General features: G+C 71.5%; 13 protein-coding genes. 8 read left to right on the top strand and 5 right to left on the bottom strand.

The window, feature by feature from the left end; all coding sequences use genetic code 11:
* Nucleotides 1–37: 37 nt before the first annotated feature.
* The 5 genes from ABT118_RS11530 to ABT118_RS11510 all read right to left on the bottom strand — a co-directional run bounded on the left by ABT118_RS11530 (nucleotide 38) and on the right by ABT118_RS11510 (nucleotide 5,795).
* Entirely contained in the window at nucleotides 38–643 is a 606-nt protein-coding gene (locus ABT118_RS11530; protein WP_350660030.1) for a response regulator transcription factor, read from the bottom strand.
* Nucleotides 640–1,890 (bottom strand): histidine kinase, encoded by a 1,251-nt coding sequence (locus ABT118_RS11525; RefSeq protein ID WP_350660013.1) that lies wholly within the window; start codon nucleotides 1,888–1,890, stop codon nucleotides 640–642. The genes ABT118_RS11530 and ABT118_RS11525 overlap by 4 nt, the downstream gene beginning before the upstream one ends.
* 8 nt (nucleotides 1,891–1,898) lie before the next feature.
* The gene (locus tag ABT118_RS11520) at nucleotides 1,899–2,624 is read right to left on the bottom strand and encodes an ABC transporter permease (RefSeq protein WP_350659984.1); all 726 of its coding nucleotides are present in this window, start codon (nucleotides 2,622–2,624) and stop codon (nucleotides 1,899–1,901) included.
* On the bottom strand, nucleotides 2,621–3,553 hold the full coding sequence (locus tag ABT118_RS11515; RefSeq protein ID WP_350659968.1) for an ABC transporter ATP-binding protein: 933 nt from the start codon (nucleotides 3,551–3,553) through the stop codon (nucleotides 2,621–2,623). The genes ABT118_RS11520 and ABT118_RS11515 overlap by 4 nt, the downstream gene beginning before the upstream one ends.
* Before the next feature lie 133 nt (nucleotides 3,554–3,686).
* A complete protein-coding gene (locus ABT118_RS11510; protein ID WP_350659954.1) occupies nucleotides 3,687–5,795 on the bottom strand; it encodes a S9 family peptidase in 2,109 nt (702 codons plus the stop codon).
* Between the two features lie 231 nt (nucleotides 5,796–6,026).
* Here ABT118_RS11510 and ABT118_RS11505 point away from each other — a divergent pair, with 231 nt between their 5' ends.
* The 8 genes from ABT118_RS11505 to ABT118_RS11470 all read left to right on the top strand — a co-directional run bounded on the left by ABT118_RS11505 (nucleotide 6,027) and on the right by ABT118_RS11470 (nucleotide 15,744).
* On the top strand, nucleotides 6,027–6,221 hold the full coding sequence (locus tag ABT118_RS11505) for a DUF2304 domain-containing protein (RefSeq protein ID WP_350659942.1): 195 nt from the start codon (nucleotides 6,027–6,029) through the stop codon (nucleotides 6,219–6,221).
* A 36-nt stretch (nucleotides 6,222–6,257) separates the two neighbouring features.
* Entirely contained in the window at nucleotides 6,258–7,157 is a 900-nt protein-coding gene (gene mshB, locus ABT118_RS11500) for an N-acetyl-1-D-myo-inositol-2-amino-2-deoxy-alpha-D-glucopyranoside deacetylase (protein WP_350659935.1), read from the top strand.
* Nucleotides 7,154–7,582 (top strand): DUF6113 family protein, encoded by a 429-nt coding sequence (locus ABT118_RS11495; RefSeq protein ID WP_350659919.1) that lies wholly within the window; start codon nucleotides 7,154–7,156, stop codon nucleotides 7,580–7,582. Before mshB ends, ABT118_RS11495 begins: the two co-directional genes overlap by 4 nt.
* Nucleotides 7,583–7,842: 260 nt before the next feature.
* Nucleotides 7,843–10,053 (top strand): peptidoglycan binding domain-containing protein, encoded by a 2,211-nt coding sequence (locus ABT118_RS11490; protein WP_350659912.1) that lies wholly within the window; start codon nucleotides 7,843–7,845, stop codon nucleotides 10,051–10,053.
* Between the two features lie 535 nt (nucleotides 10,054–10,588).
* Nucleotides 10,589–11,617: an ABC transporter permease gene (locus ABT118_RS11485; RefSeq protein WP_350659900.1), complete on the top strand. Its 1,029-nt coding sequence runs from the start codon at nucleotides 10,589–10,591 to the stop codon at nucleotides 11,615–11,617.
* Between the two features lie 95 nt (nucleotides 11,618–11,712).
* Nucleotides 11,713–13,476, top strand: a complete 1,764-nt coding sequence (locus ABT118_RS11480; protein WP_350659886.1) for an ABC transporter substrate-binding protein — start codon at nucleotides 11,713–11,715, stop codon at nucleotides 13,474–13,476.
* 153 nt (nucleotides 13,477–13,629) lie between these two features.
* Nucleotides 13,630–14,607: an ABC transporter permease gene (locus ABT118_RS11475; protein ID WP_350659875.1), complete on the top strand. Its 978-nt coding sequence runs from the start codon at nucleotides 13,630–13,632 to the stop codon at nucleotides 14,605–14,607.
* 66 nt (nucleotides 14,608–14,673) lie between these two features.
* Nucleotides 14,674–15,744 carry an ABC transporter ATP-binding protein gene (locus ABT118_RS11470; protein WP_350659858.1) on the top strand — a complete coding sequence of 357 codons (1,071 nt, stop codon included), beginning with the start codon at nucleotides 14,674–14,676 and terminating at the stop codon, nucleotides 15,742–15,744.
* The last annotated feature ends 1 nt before the right edge of the window (nucleotide 15,745 follow it).

Genomic DNA, 15,745 nt, shown 5'->3' with positions numbered 1-15,745 from the left:
GACGCCCGCTCATCCGACGTGACCCGAAAGAGAGGCCCTAGAGCCAGCCCTTCTCCCGGGCGGCCCGCACCGCCTCGGCCCGGTTCCGCGCCGAGGTCTTCTGGATCGCCATCGAGAGGTAGTTCCGCACCGTCCCCTCCGACAGGTGCAGCCGCGCCGCGATCTCGGCGTTGACCGCCCCGTCGGCGGCGGCCGCGAGCACGTCCCGCTCCCGGGCCGTCAGCGGGTTGGCGCCCTCCGCCAGGGCGGCCGCGGCGAGGGTCGGATCGATCACCCGCTCCCCCCGGAGCACCCGGCGGATCGCCTCCGCCAGCTCCGAGGCGGGGGCGTCCTTCACCAGGAAGGCGTCCGCCCCGGCCTCCATCGCGCGGCGCAGGTAGCCGGGCCGCCCGAAGGTGGTGGCGATCACCACCCGGACCCCGGGTGCGGCGCGCCGGAGTTCGGCCGCCGCCTCGATCCCGGTCAGGCCCGGCATCTCGATGTCCAGGACCGCGACCTGGACCTCGTGGGCCGCGGCGGCGGCCACCACCTCGTCGCCGCGCGAGACCTGCGCGACCACCTCGATGTCGCCCTCCAGCGAGAGCAGCGCGGCCAGCGCCTCCCGCACCATCGACTGGTCTTCGGCCAGCAGCACCCTGATCATTCGGGCAGACTATCGGCCACGGTCCGGACCGGGACCAGGGCCCGCAGCCGGAATCCCTTCCCGCGCGGCCCCGGGCCGGTGTCGAGCCGCCCGCCGACCAGGGCGAGCCGCTCCTCCAGGCCCGAAAGGCCGTTGCCGGCGAACGACTTGCCCGCTCCCCGGCCGTTGTCGCTGACCTCCAGGACGGCGAACCGGCTGCCGTCGCCCTCCCAGGTCCGGTCGAGTCCGATGGCGCAGCGGGTGGCCCCCTGGCCGTGCCGGACCACGTTGGTGACGGCCTCCCGGAGCGCCCAGGCCAGGGCGGCGGCCTCCGGGCCGTCCAGGTCGGGCTGCGGGTCGGCGATCGCGGTGTCGGCCTCGACCGCGATCTGAGCAGCCGTCAGAGCACTGCGTGCGGCAGCGAGTTCGACCGCCAGGGTGGGGCGGCGGAAGCCGCCGATCGCCTCCCGGACGTCGGTCAGGGCCTGCCGGGCGACCTGCTCGATGTCGGTCACCTGGGCCCGTCCGGTCTCCGCCTGGCCGGAGTCCAGCAGCCGGCCCGCCAGTTGGGCCTTGATGGTGATCAGCGAGAGCGAGTGGCCGAGCAGGTCGTGCAGGTCGCGGGCCAGCCGCAGCCGCTCCTCGGAGGCGGCCAGGTGGGCCACCGTGGCCCGGGCCTCCCGGAGTTCGCGCATGGTGCTGATCAGCCGCTGGAGGCCGTTCATGGCCAGTCCGCTGAGGAAGCAGGGCAGCACGATCGCGGCCATGGTGTCGCGTTCGGTGCCGATCACCACCGCGACGCAGACCGCCGTCGCGGTGATCCCGGCCACCCCGATCAGGCCCATCCTGGCCGGGAGCACGGCCCCGACGCAGACCGCGGTGTAGGTGAAGAGCACCAGCCACGGCACCCCGAAGGTGAGCGAGGTGACCAGGGCGAGCAGCAGCATCACCCCGGCCACCGCGAGACCGCCGCGCCAGTGCGGGGAGGCCATCGAGCGGACCGCCACCATGCCCAGATAGGCGGCCAGGAACAGGATCAGGGCCGCCCAGCCGGCGATCTTGCCCGCCAGGGCGTGCTCGTCGCCGAGCAGGTCCTCCACCGGGTAGTAGAGGTAGATCATCCAGAGCGACATCCAGGCGAGTTTGACCACCAGTTGGCGGACGTTCTCCACCCGGGCCCCGGGCACCACGGCGAACGAGTCGGTGACGCCGACCGCTCCCGACCCGGTGGAGACGGGACGGAAGCGGTCGAGGTTCGGCTTCGGCATGTCGGACATCATGCCTGCTTGGTGTCCTTGCGGTAGAGGAAGGCCGCCCCGGCGACGAAGACCACCAGGAAGCCGGCCAGCCCGGCCACTGCGGTCAGGTTCAGCGACTGGCCCGGCTGCACGAAGGTGGCCAGCTGGTTGTAGAGGTAGACCGGGTTGAACTGCGCCACCGTCTTGAGCGAGTCGCCGACCGGGAACCAGGTGCCGCCGAGCAGCGCCATCAGCATGTAGACGATCATCACGATCGGCTGCACCGCGTCCGGCTGGGCCGCGTAGCCGAGCGCCACCCCGAGGGCCGCGAAGACGAAGCTGCCGAGCCACAGGGCCACGCCGAGGCCGAGCCACTGGCCGACCGAGAGCGAGACCCCCTCGATGGCGCCGATCACGAAGACCACCACGATCGCGGGCAGCGTGGTCACCGCGCAGGAGGCGATCTTGGCGATGGTGTACGCCCGGCCGGGCAGCGCGGTCAGCCGCAGCTGGCGGACCCAGCCGCTCTTGCGCTCCAGCGAGATCCGCTGCGCACTGCCGGTGAGCACCGCGCCGACCGCGCCGAAGGTGGCCATCGAGACCATGAAGTAGGCCTTCACCGACACCCCGCCGGCCACCGTGTCGGTGCTGCCGTAGGCGTTGATGAAGAAGACGTAGAGCAGGGCCGGGTAGAGCACCGTGAACATCAGGTAGCGCTTGTTCCGGAGGGTGCGCAGGATCTCGAGCTGGACCAGGGTGTTCATCGCGCGCTCTCCTCGTCGGCCTCGCCGGTGATGGTCAGGAAGGCCTGCTCCAGGCCCAGGCTGGTGACTTCGAGGGCGCGGGGGTAGAGCCCGGCCCGGTACAGGCCGGCCACTCCGGCGTCGGCGTCGGTGCTGCGGATCCGGACGCTGCGCACGCCGTCCGGACGGGTGGTCAGATCCAGCCCCACGGTGCCCGGCAGGGCGCGCAGCACGCTCTCCTCGGCGGCCCCGTCGGCGGGGTGCAGCTCGAACGAGATCCGGCGGGCGCCGGCCTTGGCCTTGATCTCGGCCGAGGTGCCGTCGGCGATCAGCCGCCCCCGGTGCAGCACCAGCACCCGGTCGGCGATCGAGTCCGCCTCCTCCAGGTAGTGGGTGGCGAACAGCACCGTCCGGCCGGCCTCCGCCTCGGCCCGCATCGCGGCCCAGAACTGCTGGCGGACCGAGACGTCCATGCCGGTGGTGGGCTCGTCCAGCACGATCAGGTCGTTGGCCCCGGCGATCGCGAGGGCGAACCTGACCCGCTGCTCCTGGCCGCCGGAGAGCTTGTCGACCTTGCGCTCGGCCAGATCGGTGATCCCGGCCTGCTCCATCACCTTCGCCGGGTGGTGGCCGCGGGGGTGGATGCCGCAGGCGAACTTCACCAGCTCGCGGACCTTCACCTCGCCCAGCAGCCCGCCGCTCTGCAGCATCGCACCGACCCGGCCGGCCTCGATCGCGGCCCTGGGGCTGCCGCCGAAGAGCGAGACGCTGCCCTGGTCGGGCTCCCGCAGGCCGAGCAGCAGGTCCAGGCTGCTGGACTTGCCCGCCCCGTTCGGGCCGAGCAGGGCGACCGTCTCACCGGGCCGCAGCACCAGGTCCAGGCCGTTCACCGCCCGCACGGCGCCGTAGCTCTTGCTCACCTGCCGGAAGGCAGCCACCTCGGTACTCATCTGTGTCCCTCTCCCCGTCGTTCTGACTCCTCAAGAATCCCGGGGAGAGGGGGTCGGCCGTCAGTGTGCACCGTCGTGTGCTCCGTATGACGGATGTCACGGGCCCCGGATGACAGGGGCCCGTGACGGGTCGTCAGCCGCCCAGCTGCTCCTTCAGGAAGGAGACCTGGAGCAGCAGCAGGTTCTCCGCCACCTGCTCCTGCGGGGTCATGTGGGTGACCCCGGAGAGCGGCAGCACGGTGTGCGGCCGTCCGGCGGCGAGCAGCGCGGAGGAGAGCCGCAGGGTGTGCGCGGCCACCACGTTGTCGTCGGCCAGCCCGTGCACCAGCATCAGCGGGCGCTCCAGCTTCGGGGCGTCCGCGGTCAGCGAGTTGGCGTCGTAGACCTCGGGGTGCCGGTCCGGGTGGCCGAGGTAGCGCTCGGTGTAGTGGGTGTCGTAGAGCCGCCAGTCGGTCACCGGGGCGCCGGAGACCGCCGCGTGGAACACGTCCGGGCGGCGCAGCACCGCGAGCGCGGCCAGGTAGCCGCCGTACGACCAGCCCCGGATCGCGACCCGGGACAGGTCCAGCGGGAACCGCCCGGCCAGCGCCTGCACCGCCTCCACCTGGTCGTCCAGGGTGGCCCCGGCGAAGTCGAAGGCGATCGCCTTCTCCCACTCCGGGCTGCGGCCCGGGGTGCCCCGGCCGTCCGCGACGACCACCGCGAAGCCCTGGTCGGCGAACCACTGCGAGGTCAGGTGCGGGTTCTGTGCCTGCACCACGCGCTGCCCGTGCGGGCCGCCGTACGGGTCCATCAGCACCGGCAGCAGCCCGTCCCGCTCCCGGTCGTAGCCGGTCGGCAGCAGGACCGCGGTGGGGATCCGCCGCTCGCCCGCGAGGACGAACTCCGGGCGGGCGGTGATCAGCGGCGTCTCGGCGTACGAGGCGACGGTGGCCAGCGGCTCACCGTCGACCAGCACCTCGACCCGGCCGCCGGGCCAGGACGGGTCCGCGCTGACCAGCACCGTGACGTCGCCGCCCCGGACCGCGGAGACCACGCCGGCGGCGCCGAGCCGGCTGAGGCCGGAGCCGTCCAGGCCGATCTCGAAGGTGCCGATCCAGCCCGGTACGGGGTCGCTCTCGTCGGCGCCGCCGCTCGCGGTGAAGAGCACGGTCGAGGCGCCCACCGAGACCACCGACCTGACGTGCAGCCGGCGGTCGGTCAGCTGCCGGTCCCCGGCCACCAGGACCCGGGCGCCGTCCTGGTCGGCGATCCGGACCAGCAGGCCCTCGGCGGTCCTGGCCGGGACGCCGGAGAACAGGTCCAGCCAGATCGGGTCGGTCTCCACCAGCGCCACCGAGGCGGCGCCGGTCTTCTGGTCCACCGTCAGGTACTGCTGGCTGCGCTGGTCCCGGGCCTGCACCAGCAGGGTGAGCTCCTGCGCGGACCAGTGCACCCGGGCCAGGTACGGGAACGCCTCCTGGTCCCAGGCCACCTCGGTCCTGCTGCCGTCCAGGCCGAGCAGCCAGAGGCCGACCGCCGCGTTGGCGGTGCCGGCCGCCGGGTAGGCGACCTCGGCGGGGACGGTGGCGGGGTTGGCCGGGTCGGCGATCCACCAGCGCTGGACCGGGCTGTCGTCGGCCCGGGCCGCCAGCAGCCGGTCGCCGCCGGGGGCCCACCAGTGGCCGCGGTCGCGGCCCATCTCCTCCTGCGCGATGAACTCGGCCTGACCCCACGTCACCCCGGCCTGCTCGGGGGCGGCCAGCGCGCGGTCCTCGGAGCCGTCGGTCCGGGTCACCCGCAGCTCGCCGCCGACGGTCGCGTACGCCACGTACTGCCCGTCGGGCGAGAACCGGGGGTCCAGCAGCGGCCCGGCGGCGGGCAGCTCGCGGACCGGCCCGGCGCCGGTCAGGTCGGCGACGAAGAGCCGGCCGGAGAGGGCGAAGGCGGCCAGCGCACCGGCGCCGTCCAGGGTGTAGCCGACGATGCCGGCCGAGCCCTCGCGGCTGCGCTCGCGCCGGGCCTTCTCGGCCGCGGAGAGGTCCTCCTCGCCGCCGCCGAGCAGGGCCACCGGGTCGGCGGCGATCTGCTCGGCACCGGTGGCGGGGTCCAGGGTCCAGAGCAGGTTGGCGCGCTCGTCGCCGCCCCTGGCCCGGAGGAAGACGACCCGGGACCCGTCGGGTGCGACGGCGAAGGACCGGGGTGCGCCGACGGTGAAGCGCTGGGTGCGCGCGTACTGCCGGGGAAACGTGTCGGTGGTCATGGCACCAGACGATAGAGGGTGATCACTCGTTCGGAGCAGCACCCGTAACCCGGCTCGCCGGGGCTTCGCGCCCCCTCCCACCGGCCCGGGGGCCGGATGGCGGGCTGCTCCGAGCGGGCATGCGGACTCACGGAAAGTAATGCAGTGCTCACCGATCGGGTATTCCTTGAGTCATCACGTCCCCCTGCCGCCCCGACCGGGGCGGTGCACCCGAGAAAGGGTGTGAGCCTGATGGCTCTCTCCATCTCCGCAGCCGTGCTGATGCTGGTCATCGTGGTGCTCCTGATCCGCCGCTCCGGCCTGAAGCTGGCGCACGCGGTCATCTGCGCACTGCTCGGCTTCTACCTGGCGTCCAGCTCGATCGCCCCCTCGATCCAGCAGGTGACCAGCAACGTGGCCGGCATGATCAACGGCATCAAGCTCTGAGCCGGCCGGGTGCGTCCGGTCGGTAGGCTGCCCGGTATGACCGCTGCCTCCGACCGGCCCGAGCGCCGGCTGCTGCTGGTGCACGCGCACCCCGACGACGAGTCGATCGGCAACGGCGCGACGATGGCCAGGTACGCCGCCGAGGGCGCCGCGGTCACGCTGGTGACCTGCACGCTCGGCGAGGGCGGCGAGGTGATCCCGCCGGAGCTGGCCGGGCTGACGGCGGACCGGAGCGACCGGCTCGGGCCGTACCGGATCGGTGAACTGACCGCCGCCATGGGCGAGCTGGGCGTCACCGACGTCCGCTTCCTCGGCGGCCCGGGCCGCTACCGGGACTCCGGGATGATGGGTCTGCCGGAGAACGACCGCCCCGACTGCTTCTGGCAGGCCCCGCTGGACGAGGCCGCGGACCATCTGGTGGCGGTGGTCCGGGAGCTGCGGCCGCAGGTGCTGGTGACCTACGACGAGCACGGCGGCTACGGGCACCCCGACCACATCAAGGCCCATCAGGTCGCGATGCGGGCCTACGAGTTGGCCGCCGACCCGGCGCACCGGCCCGGACTCGGCCCGGCCTGGCGGATCGCCAAGGTGTACTGGAACCGGATGCCGCGCTCGGTGATCGAGGCCGGGCTGGCCGCCACCGCGGCCGCCGCGCCGTTCCCGGGGGTGGCCGTCCCGGCCGACGTGCCCGGCGTGGTCCCCGACGAGCTGGTCACCACCGTGCTGGACGGCGCGGCGTACGCCGGGGCGAAGGCGGCCGCGATGGCGGCGCACGCCACCCAGATCACCGTGTCCGGCGCCTACTTCGCGTTGAGCAACGACCTCGGGCAGCCGCTGGTGGCCACCGAGTACTACCAGCTGGTCCGGGGCGAGCCCGGGCCCGAGCTGCCGGAGACCGACCTGTTCGCCGGTCTCGGGCTGGAGGCGCACCGATGATCCGCACCCTGCCCGCCAAGCTGCTCGGCACCCGGCAGCAGCGCCTGGCCGAGCGTCAGCCCTCGCGCGGCGGACGGGTGGTGGCCTACGTGCTGCTGTTCCTGCTCGGCGCCCTGGTCTCGCTCTGCGGCGGCTTCGTCCAGACCCTGTGGGCGCCGGCCGGGCTGCTGCTGGCGCTGGCCGCCTCGGTCGCGGTGTTCTACGGCGGCCTGCGGGTGACCGGCACCAAGCTCGGCGCGGGCGTGCCGCTGGCGGGCTGGTTCCTGGTCCTGATGGTCCTGATGGCCCCGCGCCCGGAGGGCGACTTCGTGTTCGCCGCCGGGTTCACCTCGTACGCCTACCTGTTCCTGGGTGCGGTCGGCGGAGTGATCTGCGCCACCCTGCCGACCCGGTCCGGGTTCGGCTTCGGCGCCCCGATCCACTGACGGGGCGTCCGGGACCGCCCCACCGTTCCCGGAGGAACCGGACGTAACGGGTTCTATCCGAACCAGTTCGCCGTATCCGTTTGCCCAGTAAGGTGGTGCCGCGACAGGCCTGCTGGCCTGCCGAAGCTATGTGAAGAGCTGGTGTCGGAGGGGTGTTCGATCCCGCCGGTCGGTGGCCCCGCCACCGCCGCCAGGACCGCTACCCCACAACCCGCGACCGCCGTCCCACGGCGCGGCCGCGAACCCGGAGCAGAGCAGCATTGAGCAGCCGCGAATCTGACAGCGCGCATCCGTCGCCCCGACGCACCGGGCCGGACGCCTACCCGTCGGGCACCCCGCCGTACGGCACGGGCATCCCGGGCGGGTTCGGCGCCGACCCGTTCGGCACGCCGCCCGGTCAGCCTGCGGCCGCCCGCCCGGGCGAGGCCGACGGCGACGACGTCCCCAAGACCGAGACCACGCTGACCACCCGGGTCCGGATCAACATCCCCGGCTCCCGGCCGATCCCCCCCGTCGTCATGCGCAGCACCGTGAAGAGCGGCGAGGCGGCGGCCCCGGCCGAGCCCGCCGGGCCCCGGCACCGCTCGGCCGCCGCCTCCTCGCCGGTGCTCGGCGTGGTCGACGCGACCGCCCCGACCAGCACCCCGGCGAACCTGCCGCCGGAGTGGCAGGAGGCCCCGGCCGCACCGGCCGAGAGCGACCCCACCGGCGAGTGGTTCAAGCCGCGGCAGAAGGCGCCGCAGGCCCCCGTGGCCGCCGGTGCGCCGCGCGCCGAGGCGGGCGCCCAGCAGCCGCAGGCCCCGCAGCCCGGGCCGCGCTCCGGCCACCAGGGCATGCCGGCCGGTCCGGTCCCCTCCGGCGCCCCGGCCTCGCCGTTCGCGCCCGGCGGGCCACCGCCGGTGGGCGGCGGCCGCCCTGACGACCCGTTCGCCGACCGGCGGCCCCAGGCTCCGTTCGCGAACGACCCGTACGCCGCCGACCCGTACGCGGCGGACCCGTTCCGGGAGGAGCCGGCCCGTCAGGCCCCCCCGGCGGCCGACCCGTTCGCCGCCCGCCACCCCGGCGAGCCGGAGGACACCCAGATCGGCGGCTTCGACCCGATCCAGGACGACTTCGACGACCACGGCGGCCGACCGGGTGCCATATCCGGCAGTGCCGCCCTGTTCGGCTCCGCCCCGCCGGCTCCGGCCGACCCGTTCGCCCCGAACCCGCAGGGCGCCCCGCAGGACCCGTTCGCCGCCTCCAGGCCCGCCGCTCCCGGCCGGTTCGCGGAGGGGCCGTACGAGCCCGCTGAGCCGTTCCCCGGCTCCCGTCCGACCGGGCCGCGCCAGGCGGCCGACCCGTTCGGTGCCGCCCGTCCCGCTCCCGCCGCCGGATCGGAGCCCGCCGGGGAGACTGCCGCCGGGCCCGCAGGGCCGGTCGCCAACGGCCCCGCCAGGACCCCGGTCCGCCCCGGACGGGGCCAGCAGGAGCCCGACCCGTTCGACACCGAGTCGGAGCCCGCCGAGGAGAGTGCCGCCAAGGCCCCGGTCCGCCGCGGCAAGGGCCGCAAGCTGGCCACCTACGGCGTGGTCCTGGTGCTGTTCGCCGGCGCGGCCGCCTACGGCACCGGTCTGATGCTCAATCAGGCCGACATCCCCAAGGGCACCACGGTGCTCGGCACCGACATCGGCGGCGACACCCGGGACCAGGCGGTCAGCGCCCTGGACGGCACCGTGGCCAAGACCGGCCGGCAGCCGCTCAAGCTCAAGCTCGGCGACCAGACCGTGGACCTCGACCCGATCGCCGCCGGGCTCAGCTTCGACACCACCGCCACGGTGGACGGGCTGACCAGGCACAGCTACAACCCGGTCCAGGTGATCGGTTCGCTGACCGGCGGCAGCAACGCGGTCTCCCCCGAGGTACGGGTGGACCGGGCCAAGCTGAAGGCCGCGCTGGAGGGCCTGGGTGCCAAGTCCACCCAGGGCCTGCAGGAGGGCTTCGTCCGCTTCACCCCGGACGGCAAGGCCGAGGTGGTCCCCGGCAAGGCCGGCCAGCAGGTCGACGCCGCCGCCGCGCTGGACCAGGTCGAGCAGGCCTTCCGGGCCCGCGCCACCGGGCAGCCGGACGCGGTGCTGACCGTCCCGGTGACGGCGGCTCAGCCGAAGGTCTCCGAGGACGCGTTGAAGGCCGCCGCCGAGTCGCTCGGCAAGCAGGTCACCAACGGGCCGGTCTCGGTCACCGCCGGCACCAAGCGCTGGGACTTCACCAGGGCGATCGCCGCCAAGGTGCTCACGCTGGCCCCGGACGCCTCCGGCAAGGTCGTCCTGACCTGGGACATCGAGAAGCTGACGGCGGAGCTGGACGGCGCCTTCAGCAAGAGCAAGACCAAGAAGGGCACCGCCCAGGTCCCGATCACCCCGCAGGACGTCGCCGACGGCATCGCCTCGGTCCTCGACAAGACCGGCACCAGGGCGTACAAGTTCGCCTGAGCCCCGCTCAGGCCCGGCGCGGGTCGGGACCACACGGTCCCGACCCGCGCTTTTCGGCTCCGCCGGACGGCGAATACTCGCCAGTGGCGTGAATTTGCCAGCAACCGTGCGTGACAACGGCCCCGGTTGAATTGGCCCGATGGCCCCCAAATTCCCTGCTGGGCCCAACAAAGCGGCAGTGTCCGATAATCGGACATGCAATTGCACTGGACATTACCTGCAATTACTGCCAAACCGGACATGGGGTCTACGCGCATCACATAGCCGAAACTACGAACGGTCCGTCCTGATACCGGAGTTGCGAAGTTCGGGTTACGGACGCGTGAACGCATTCTGTCACTGTCTGTCCGTTTTTGACCGTATCGCTGGGCGCTTGTCAAGGTGTCTGGAACTACGAAGTGGTTGATATTCCAACACGAACCAAGAAATGCACGGCCAGCAACTGGGGAACTCTTGACGTTCGATAAACGACTTGCAAGAGTCCGTGCGATCACCTTTTTGCAGCCGCTACACCCCGGGCGGGAGCTCCAGCACCATGACTAACCCCACCAAGGCCACGGCCGAGGCCGACACACTCGGGACGGCCGACACCATCGCGCCGGCCGACAACGTGTCAGCCCCGGTCTTCCGCGGGCTCTCCCCCGGCCAGCTGATGTGGCGTCGCTTCATGCGCGACCGGACGGGCATCGTCAGCGCCGCGATCGTGCTGTTCTTCATCGTGGTCGCGATCTGTGCGCCGCTGATCTCGATGATCTACGGCAAGGACCCGATCACCACCTACGGCCAGGACACCCCCGGCCTGCTCACCGACTCCGGTCTCCCGACCGGGCCCAACGGCGGCATGAGCGGTGACTTCTGGTTCGGCCTGGAGCCCGGCCTCGGCCGCGACGTCTTCATGCAGCTGGTCTACGGCATCCGGACCTCGCTGCTGATCGCCTTCGCGACCTCGCTGCTCACCACCGTGCTGGGCGTGGCGCTGGGCATCGCGTCCGGCTACCTCGGCGGCAAGACCGACTACTTCATCGGTCGCGTGATCGACATCCTGATGTCGTTCCCGTCCCAGATCTTCCTGATCGCCACCATGCCGGTGGTGATCAGCCTGCTGGTCTCCCCCGAGGAGAAGCAGCCCGACTGGCTGCCCTTCGTCGCGGTCACCATCGTGCTGTCGCTGCTCGGCTGGATGGGCCTGGCCCGCATCCTGCGCGCGACCACCCTGTCGCTGCGCGAGCGCGAGTTCATCGAGGCCGCCAAGGTGACCGGGGCCTCGCCCTTCCGGATCATCTTCCGGGAGCTGCTGCCCAACCTGTGGACGCCGATCCTGGTGCAGAGCACCCTGTCGCTCCCCGCCTTCGTCACCGCCGAAGCCGGCCTCTCCTACCTCGGCGTCGGCGTCAACGAGCCGACCCCGGACTGGGGCCGCATGATCGCGGCGGCCGCCGGCTACCTCCGGACCGACATCACCTTCCTGCTCTTCCCGGGCCTGGCGATGGTGCTCTTCGTCCTCGCCTTCAACCTGCTCGGCGACTCCGTCCGCGACGCCTTCGACCCGAAGACCAAGCGCTGACGACCGAGTAGCACCCACAGACTCCGGGGGGATCGGCACGCCCGCCCCGGGCAACCCACCGAATATCACGCATCTTCCACACAGGCAGGATGAACATGAACGCTCGTAAGTCGCGGAGGCTCGCCGCCGCCGTCATGGTTGTCGGGGCACTCACCGTCACGACCGCGTGCTCCAGCGGTCACTCGAACAGCGACGGCAAGCCGGCCGCCTCGAAGTCCGTCGGCGCCACGACGATCACGGTGGGCACCGCTGCCGACTCCGCCGGCCCGGCCCCCGCCGAGCCCGGTGCGAAGAAGGGCGGCACGGTCACGATGATCGACCGCGACGACTTCTCGCACCTCGACCCGGCCCAGGTCTACCTGAACTACAACAGCGAGGCCTCGCTGCTCTTCACCCGTCAGCTGACCGGCTACAAGTACCTGGCGGACGGCAGCCAGAAGCTCGTCGGTGACCTCGCCACCGACACCGGCACCACCACCGACGGCGGCAAGACCTGGAAGTTCACCCTGAAGGACGGGGTGAAGTGGCAGGACGGCACCCCGATCACCTCCGCCGACGTCAAGTACTCGGTCGAGCGCACCTTCGCGCCGTTCATCAAGTCCGGCCCGACGTACATCCAGCAGTGGCTGACCAACGAGAAGTACCGCGCCGCGTACCCCGGCCCGTACGAGGGCCAGGAGCTGGACGCGATCCAGACCCCGGACGCCAAGACCGTGGTCTTCACCTTCGCGGACATCCACCCGGACGCCAACTTCACCCTGGCGATGACCGGCTACGGCGTGGTGCCGAAGGCTCAGGACACCAAGGAGGCGTACGACAAGAAGCCGTTCTCCTCGGGCCCGTACCAGATCGCCGAGCACGTCACCGACAAGTCGCTCGACCTCGTCCGCAACCCGAACTGGGACCCGGCCACCGACCCGATCCGGAACGCGTACCCGGACAAGTGGCACATGGAGTTCGGCGTCCAGTCGCAGCAGTCGACCGAGCGCTTCATGGCCGACAACGGCGGCGACAAGCTGGCGTTCAGCTTCCACAACCAGGTCCACCCCAGCTTCATCGACCAGGTCAAGGCCGACGAGAAGCTCAAGCCCCGCACGCTCGAGGGCCTGACGCCGTACGTCGACTACTACTACATCAACAACACCCGGATCAAGGACCAGAAGGTCCGCGAGGCCCTGATCCGCGCCTTCCCGCACCAGCAGACCCGTCAGCTGCAGGGTGGCACCAGCTACGGCGACTACGCGACGTCGTACACCAGCCCGACCGTGCTCGGCTACGAGGCGAACGACCAGTACGACATCCTCAAGAAGCCCGAGGGCGACCCGGAGGCGGCCAAGAAGCTGCTCGCCGACGCGGGTGCGGCCGGCCAGACGATCGTCTACGCCTACAACAACACCCCGACCCAGCAGAAGGTCACCGAGGCGATCCGCATCGCCCTGGAGAAGGCCGGCTTCAAGTTCGTCCCGAAGCCGCTCGACGCCAAGACCTACTACGACGCCATCGGTCTGGTCGACAACGAGTACGACCTGTACTGGGGCGGCTGGGGTGCCGACTGGCCGACCGGTTACACCTCGCTGCAGCCGGTCTGGGACGGCGCGGCCATCGCCGACGGTGCGGCCAACTACGCGCACTTCAACGACCCGGAGATCAACCAGGCGATGAAGGACGCGGTCAAGATCGCGGACCCGGTCGCGCAGGGCAAGGCCTGGGCCGCCATCGACAAGAAGCTCCAGTCGAAGGCCGCGTCCATCCCGGACGTGTACCAGCGCTCGCTCAGCCTGTACGGCTCGGGCCTCGGCGGCGTCAAGTTCGACACCCTGTTCGGCCTGCAGTCCCCGCTGAACATCTACGTCAAGTAGTCGTCACCGGAACTCCGCAGTAGCCCGCGGTGGGGCACCGGCCTCGACATCCACTGAGGCCGGTGCCCCACCGGCAGGTCCCCTCTGCCCAACCGCCCAGCTCCGCCCACCGCACTCGCAGCCGGCGCGCCTCGACCAGGAGAGCCCGACCCCATGCTCCGTTTCCTCGTCCGCCGTTCCCTCGGCGCACTCGTCATCCTGCTGATCATCAGCATGGTCACCTTCGCGCTGTTCTTCGCCATTCCGGCGGACCCGGCGCGCCTCTCCTGCGGCAAGGTCTGCACCCCCGAGAACCTCGCCCTGATCCGGCACAGCATGGAGCTCGACCAGTCCGTGCCGATGCAGTTCTGGCACTGGTTCACCGGGATCTTCGCCGGTCGTGACTTCGCCGCCGGGCACTGCGACGCCCCCTGCTTCGGGTACTCGTACGTCAAGCAGGAGATGATCACCGACGTCCTGCTGGACCGCTTCCCGACCACCTTCTCGCTGACCCTCGGCTCCGTGGTGGTCTTCCTGATCTTCGGGATCGGCACCGGCATGCTGGCCGCCCAGAAGCAGGGCAAGCCGCTCGACAAGATCGCCAGCACCGCCTCGCTGGTCGCCAGCTCGATGCAGATCTACGTGGCCGGCCCGCTCGCCCTCTGGGCCCTGGTCTACAGCACCGACCTGCTGAAGCAGCCCGCGTACGTCCCGTTCACCGAGGACCCGGTCGGCTGGTTCACCGGCCTGCTGGTCCCGTGGATCGTGCTGTCGCTGATCTGGACCGCCAACTACACCCGAATGACCCGCTCCTCGATGGTCGAGCAGCTCTCCGAGGACTTCGTCCGGACGGCCCGGGCCAAGGGCATGTCGGGCAGCTCGGTCTTCCTCCGCTACGCCTGGCGCGGCGCGATGGGCACCATCGTCACCGTCTTCGGCATCGACCTGGGCGTCCTGCTCGGCGGCGCGATCATCACCGAGACCACGTTCAGCATGCACGGTCTGGGCTCGCTCGCCATCGGCGCGTACGTCGACTCCGACCTGTCGATGCTGGTCGGTGTGACCATGGTGGCCGCGACCCTGATCGTGGTCTTCAACATCCTCGTCGACGCCGCCTACGCTCTGATCGACCCGCGCATCCGTCTGGCCTGACCCGGCCGACACCCCTGGCCGACCCAGCCGTTCCGACCTCACGTACCACACCGAGGAGCCCCGTCCATGACCACCCAGGCCAAGCCCGAGGAGGCGGCCGCCAGCACCGGCGGCAGCTCGCCCTTCCTCTCAGTCCGCGACCTCTCGGTCCGCTTCAGCACCGAGGACGGCGTGGTCCGGGCCGTGGACAGCCTGTCCTTCGAGGTCGAGCAGGGCACCACCCTCGGCATCGTCGGCGAGTCCGGCTCCGGCAAGTCGGTGACCAACCTGGCGGTGCTCGGGCTGCACAACCCCGACAGCACCGAGATCACCGGCTCGATCAAGCTGAACGGCCAGGAGCTGGTCGGCGCACCGGTCAAGCAGCTGGAGAAGCTCCGCGGCCACACCATGTCGATGATCTTCCAGGACCCGCTGACCGCGCTGTCGCCGTTCCACACCATCGGCAAGCAGATCAGCGAGACCTACCGCAAGCACACCGGTGCGAGCAAGAAGGAAGCCCGCGACCGCGCGATCGAGATGCTGACCAAGGTCGGCATCCCGCAGCCGACCACCCGCGTGGACGACTACCCGCACCAGTTCTCCGGCGGCATGCGCCAGCGCGCGATGATCGCCATGTCGCTGGTCTGCAACCCGGCCCTGGTCATCGCGGACGAGCCGACCACCGCGCTGGACGTCACCGTGCAGGCCCAGATCCTGGACCTGCTCAAGGACCTCCAGCAGGAGATGGGCACCGCGATCATCCTGATCACCCACGACCTCGGTGTGGTGGCCAAGACCGCGCAGAACATCATGGTGATGTACGCCGGCCGGGCGATCGAGCGCGGCACCGTGCGCGAGGTGCTGAAGGCCCCTCAGCACCCCTACACCTGGGGCCTGCTGTCCTCGATGCCGAACCTGACCGGCCCGGTCGACGTGCCGCTGCGCCCGGTCCGGGGCACCCCGCCCAGCCTGATCAACCTGCCGACCGGCTGCCCGTTCAACCCGCGCTGCGACCACCGCGAGCAGGTCATCGGCGGACGGTGCACCACCGAGCGTCCGCTGCTCCTCCCGGAAACCGGTCACGCGACCGCCTGCCACCTGTCCACCGCGCAGAAGCAGGACATCTTCATCGACCAGATCCAGCCGCGGCTCGGCTGAG

Source organism: Kitasatospora sp. NPDC002040 (genome assembly GCF_040296785.1).
GTDB lineage: Bacteria > Actinomycetota > Actinomycetes > Streptomycetales > Streptomycetaceae > Kitasatospora.
This window is presented reverse-complemented; position numbering and strand designations above follow the sequence as displayed.